This is a genomic window from Sphingobacterium sp. UBA6317 (assembly GCF_002440385.1).
GTDB classification, from domain to species: domain Bacteria; phylum Bacteroidota; class Bacteroidia; order Sphingobacteriales; family Sphingobacteriaceae; genus Sphingobacterium; species Sphingobacterium multivorum.
The window spans coordinates 100,532-106,649 of record NZ_DJTD01000045.1 but is presented as its reverse complement, the minus strand read 5'-3'; the positions used below and the strand labels follow the sequence as shown (position 1 = coordinate 106,649).

The following is a 6,118-nucleotide window of genomic DNA, read 5'->3' as shown; positions in this document are numbered from 1 at the left end:
ATAAATTTGAGACAGCTTCTTTGTTATACAATCTATACCTATTCCCCTCACCGATTATACGCGTTTAGATCCCAGCTTTTCATGCAAAAGATCCTCGTCCAAACTATTTTCATATTTTGAAATGACCAGCGTTGCCGCTGAATTTCCGATCAAATTGGTTATCGCCCTTGCTTCACTCATGAAACGATCCACACCAAAGATCAAAGCGACTGATTCCACCGGTACATGGCCAACAACAGGCAAGGTCGCAGCGAGGGTAACGAAACCACTTCCTGTTACACCTGCAGCACCTTTAGAGGTCAATAACAACACCAGCAATAAGGTAATTTCCTGCTCCAGGCTGAGATGCATATTGAGGGCCTGCGAAATAAAAACCGCTGCCATGGTCAGATAGATACTTGTCCCATCCAGATTGAAAGAATAGCCCGTGGGGATAACTAAACCCACAACAGGCTTGGCACAACCCGCATCTTCCATTTTCTGCATAATTCCAGGCAATGCGGACTCTGAAGAGGAAGTCCCCAATACAATCAGAATTTCTTCCTTGATGTATTTTAAAAACTTAAAAACATTCACCTTGAGATAAAAATACAATACCGCTCCAATCACGATGACCACGAAAATAAAACAGGTTAGGTAGAAGCTCAACATCAACATACCGAGTTTGGATAAGGCCTGGATCCCAAACTTACCGATCGTAAAACCCATTGCTCCCATTGCACCGATTGGCGCCAGGTACATGATCATTTTGATAATGGAGAAGAGCACCTTCAGAAAAGATTGCAATACATGGAGGACCGGCTCGGAAGCTTTCTGCCCGATTTTTGTCATACCGATCCCAAATAGTACGGCAAAAACGAGTACCTGCAACATGTTGTCCGAAGCTACCGCAGCAATCACATTATCTGGAATGATCCCGATGATAAAATCCATAAAACCATGTGGTTTCTTGGATTCTGAGATGTAATGGGATATCGAAGATACATCAAGGCTCGCTGGATCGGCGTTCATCCCGGTCCCCGGCTGTATCCAATTAACAAAGACCAGACCGATAATCAGGGCAATCGTGGTCATGATCTCGAAATAGATAATGGAAGTCAAGCCGATTTTTCCCACTTTTTTCGTATCCTGCATTCCAGCTATACCGATCACAATGGAACTAAAAATCAATGGCGCAATAACCATCTTGATCAGTTTAATAAAAGCGTCTCCCAATGGTTTTAGCTTGACAGCGAAGTCAGGGTAATAGATACCACAGATGATCCCCACAAGTATCCCAACGATGACTTGAAAATAGAGACTCTTAAAAATATGCTTCATGATCGGTTTATTTACGGACAGCAATTTCCCTTGCTTTAATTGGTTTTTTAATTTAGGATATTGACACTAATTGGTACGAATATATAAAAAAAAAGGGACGCATAAATGCATCCCTCTTTAATATAATTTTGAACTTAGCTGCTGAAATATGCTCTTACATTCTTTCCTTCAATCCAGTTCATATACGCTTTGTTAACAACCTTGTTTCCACCAGGTGTTGGATAATCACCCGAGAAGTACCAATCACCTTTATGGTCCGGACAAGCTTTGTGTAAATTATCCAATGTTTGGTAAACTACTTCAAGCTCTGCCTTTAGGTGGTGAGGTCTTACAATACGAGCAATTTCTTCTGAGATCTCTTCATCCGTAAACGGTGCGTAGATCGCTTTAACATAATTCTCGATCTCATGAACATCTTGGGTCATTGACAACACACATTTTTGATAAACTTCATCAATAATATGTGCCATACCACGTTGTTTGAGGAGATTAATTGCCGCTTCGAATGCGACAAACTCACCCATACGTGACATATCAATACCGTAACAATCTGGGTAACGAATTTGCGGGGCAGAAGAAACAATCACAATTTTTTTCGGATTCAAACGATCCAGGATCGTCAAGATACTTTGTTTCAACGTTGTTCCTCTAACGATCGAATCGTCAATGGCAACGATGGTATCTTCATGATCTTTTACAATACCGTAAGTCGTATCGTATACATGTTGTACCATATCGGTACGGTCCGCATCTTGTGTAATGAAGGTACGCAGTTTAGCATCCTTTACGTTGAGTTTTTCAAAACGAGGTTTGATACTCAAGATTTCATCTAACTCCTCATCAGAAATCTTTTCTGAACGATTTAATAGCGTCTCTTTTTGAAAATCCCGAACGTAGGCATTGATACCATCCATTAGGCCATAGTAAGATACTTCGGCTGTATTTGGAATAAACGAGAATACGGTATTTTTGATGTTATTTTTGACAGATTCCAATACCTGAGGCACCAGTAATCTTCCTAATTCTTTACGTTCTTGATAGATATCAGCATCTGATCCACGCGAGAAGTAGATCCGTTCGAAAGAGCAAGAACGTTGTTCTACGGGTTGTCTAAACATCTCTTGGGATACAGTACCATCTTTTTTAGCGATCAGGGCATGACCTGGTTTAATTTCCTTTACAGCACCAATAGGAATATTGAATGCAGTTTGGATGACCGGTCTTTCCGATGCTACCACCAAGATCTCCTCATCCTGATAATAAAACGCAGGACGGATACCCGCTGGGTCGCGCATCACAAAAGCATCACCATGACCAAAGATACCTGCGATGGTGTAACCGCCATCCCACGTTTTGGCCGAACGCTTCAATATTTTGGTAACATCAATATTTTTAGCAATCAGCGAGCTGATCTCAATATTAGAATGACCTTCTTTTTTGAATTGATCGAACAGATCTTGGTTCTCATCATCCAAGAAATGGCCAATTTTTTCCAAAACGGTTACGGTATCCGCTTTTTCTTTTGGATGTTGTCCCAACTCGTATAACTGTTGCAACAATTCGTCCACATTGGTCATGTTGAAGTTACCCGCTACCACCAAATTACGAGACATCCAATTGTTTTGTCTCAAAAATGGGTGACAGCTTTCGATACTGTTCTTTCCATGCGTTCCATAGCGCAAATGTCCTAAAAGTACTTCCCCCGTAAAACTTACGTTATCTTTTAACCATTGCGTATCTTTTGACTCCTCTGGAAATGCTTTCTGAACAGAAGCAAATTTTTTCTGTACATATTCGAATATGTCTGCCACAGCAGTTGAGCCCATAGCTCTGTAACGCGAAATGTAACGATTTCCAGGTTTTACATCAAATTTAATGGTTGCAATTCCAGCCCCGTCTTGTCCACGGTTGTGCTGTTTTTCCATTAATAGGTACAATTTGTTGATGCCATAAAATGGCGTACCATATTTTTCCTGATAATAAGATAAGGGTTTTAACAGGCGAATTAGTGCGATTCCGCACTCGTGTTTAATAGCGTCGCTCATATCTTGATTTGATGTCGCAAAAATAAGAATTATTTAGCACTTAGCGATCGCCCCGCTCACTTTTTCCGCAATAAAATTACAGTGAATAGACAGAGACTCTTTGAGATAGTCACTGAGAACCTATTGAGCAATAAAAACAGGTACTTTCACTGCATGCCGCAGCTTGTTAACTGTCTCACCAAAAACAAAATCCTTCAGCCCATTATGTCCATGACTGCCTACAACTAACAGATCAGCTTTATAGTTTTCACAAATTTCAGCAATGCACTTGATCCGGTTATTGTAACCTAATTCATATTCCGTCTGATGTCCTTTGGACAAGAGAAAGTCTGCATACAATTTCAGTCGTTCCAAATCCTGACGCGATTCAAAATCATCTGTCGAATCTCCGGTATACTTTACCGATGCACTCTCAACAATATGTACAACCACAAAAGAAGTATCCTCGTGCGAAAGCTGTAAAGCATATTGGATTACTTTCTGATCTGAATTTGAGAAATCCAATGCAATCACTACTTTCTTAAAAGAGCCCTTATGCTCAAAATGCAAAGCCTCAAATGGTGGGTGCACCTCCAGCTCCGTTGGTTTTGATTTAAGTAAAATAGGGTATAATACGGTCATCATCAATAAGGCAAACAAGCCCACTGCGCCCAAGATCAATAATACGGTTACTACAATATTGTTGGCCTCACCAATCCAGCCGACCACTTCGTCGTATACTAATTTAAAATTCAAAACAGCGATAATGGCCGCGATCAGCCAGGCCGCTACTTTCGTTAACGGTTTAATGGCAAAAGTGCCCATCTTGACTTTATCGCTCACAAAATGGATCAACGGGATGACGGCAAAAGCGAGCTGCATACTCAAGATCACCTGACTAAAGATCAGCAGCTGACCAACGCGACCTTCACCCGAAATGAGTATCACCAATACAGCCGGGATAATAGCCAAAAGCCGCGTTATAATCCTCCGCAAGGTCGGACTAATCCGCAAGCGAAGGTATCCCTCCATCACAATCTGTCCAGCTAGGGTTCCCGTCACCGTTGAGCTCTGTCCGGCAAGAATCAAGGCAACAGCAAACAATTTTGAGGCCCATTCCGTTCCAAGAAGGTTGCCCAATAGGTGATAAGCATCTTCAAGCTCGGCCACGTCATGCATACCGTTCTTGTGAAAAACAGAGGCTGCAAGAATCAATATTGCCGCATTCACCAAAAAGGCCAGGTTCAAGGCGATGGCACTATCCCAAAAGTTATACTTGAGCGATTTTTGGATAGAAACCTCATTCCTGTCAATTTTTCGCGTTTGCACCAGGGCCGAATGCAGATACAGGTTATGCGGCATGACGGTTGCACCTATAATTCCTATGGCAATATATAATGCAGCGCTATTCGGGATACTGGGGATAAATCCGGTGGCTACCTCTGCAAAATCAGGTTTCGCCAAAAACATTTCTACCATGAAACACATGCCAATAAGCGCGATAAGTCCGATGATAAAGAGTTCCATTTTTCGCATCCCCAGCTTCTGCAGATAGAGCAGCAAGAAGGTATCTGCAAAACTGATCATTACTCCCCAAAGCAAATCGATTCCAAAAAGGAGGTTAAGACCGATTGCCATTCCCAAAACCTCCGCCAGATCACAGGCTGCTATTGCAATTTCAGCAAGCACATAGAGCACAAAATTCATCCGTTTAGGATAGGTCTCTCTGTTACACTGCGCAAGGTCTTTACCGCGTACAATACCTAGGCGCGCGCATAGATTCTGTAACACCAGCGCCATGATATTACTCATCAACAGCACCCAAATCAGGGTATAGCCAAATTGGCTTCCTCCAGCAAGATCGGTAGCCCAGTTGCCTGGATCCATATACCCCACGCTAATGAGATAAGCTGGACCAAAGAAACTAAGTATCTTCTTAAATTTGGATTTCCCTTGATTGACATCGACACTTTCATGGATATCAGATAGGGATTTATGATAAGATTCGTCGTAATGCATAAAGTACTATAAGTGCAATTTCGTGTATTGTCAGCCTTAAAGATAAAAAGCTTTACATTATTAGGCAATTAAACCGCGATATTATTAGAATTTAAATGCCAGCTGGCCAGAATTTTCCTTCGATTGGTTGCCAAATTGGATAAAATCGATGATCTCGTACTGACCTAAATCAGGCTTATACTGCCGCACATGAACGCCCTTGCACATAAAGCTCAGATCGACAGACCGCAACTGTTCTTTTGCGATTTCAAGCTGCTCTGGCTCCAGACGTCGCCCAATCGAAATATGGGGTTCGTCGCTAATCTCGATCAAATCAAACTCCGTCAATGTTTGAACAACCTTCCGCGCCCGGTCCTTGAGATAACTCCGGGCGTGCACAGTTGGTGCAATATAGAAAGCACCACCCGCAAATGATGAAAAATGATCGAAATAAACATACTGACTACGCTCATAGACCAAAGTCTCCTGCAAAGCCTCAATAGCCATTGTCAGTTTACACGCATCTGCTTCAAAAGCACATATCGTTACATGAGCTTTGGAATTGCAACTGGGATACCAGCCTTTGTTTTTGTCGGGAAGCAGTTCGGCTAACGATGCACGTAATCGCCGCTTCAAGCCATCTACCAAGACAATACCAGCTTCATCAGGCTGAAAAACAAACGAATATTTATTGACACTACCCTCCATAACAAAAATCAGTTTCCGATCAGTAGGTAAGATAATAAATACAGTGGAGATAACAAAACCGAAACCTA

The 6,118-nt window shown here is 42.0% G+C and carries 4 protein-coding genes; all 4 read right to left on the bottom strand.

Translation table 11 applies throughout. The features are described 5' to 3' along the window. Positions 1–54 precede the first annotated feature (54 nt). The 4 genes from dctA to B3E92_RS15050 all read right to left on the bottom strand — a co-directional run bounded on the left by dctA (position 55) and on the right by B3E92_RS15050 (position 6,050). Positions 55–1,320, bottom strand: coding sequence for a C4-dicarboxylate transporter DctA (gene dctA / locus B3E92_RS15065; protein ID WP_115047427.1), 1,266 nt, complete (start codon positions 1,318–1,320; stop codon positions 55–57). 134 nt (positions 1,321–1,454) lie between these two features. Further along, the gene (locus B3E92_RS15060) at positions 1,455–3,365 is read right to left on the bottom strand and encodes a class II glutamine amidotransferase (protein ID WP_112375767.1); all 1,911 of its coding nucleotides are present in this window, start codon (positions 3,363–3,365) and stop codon (positions 1,455–1,457) included. A gap of 120 nt (positions 3,366–3,485) precedes the next feature. Beyond that, positions 3,486–5,363 (bottom strand): Nramp family divalent metal transporter, encoded by a 1,878-nt coding sequence (locus B3E92_RS15055; protein ID WP_286897466.1) that lies wholly within the window; start codon positions 5,361–5,363, stop codon positions 3,486–3,488. An 84-nt stretch (positions 5,364–5,447) separates the two neighbouring features. Further along, on the bottom strand, positions 5,448–6,050 hold the full coding sequence (locus tag B3E92_RS15050; RefSeq protein WP_115047425.1) for a 2'-5' RNA ligase family protein: 603 nt from the start codon (positions 6,048–6,050) through the stop codon (positions 5,448–5,450). Positions 6,051–6,118 lie beyond the last annotated feature (68 nt).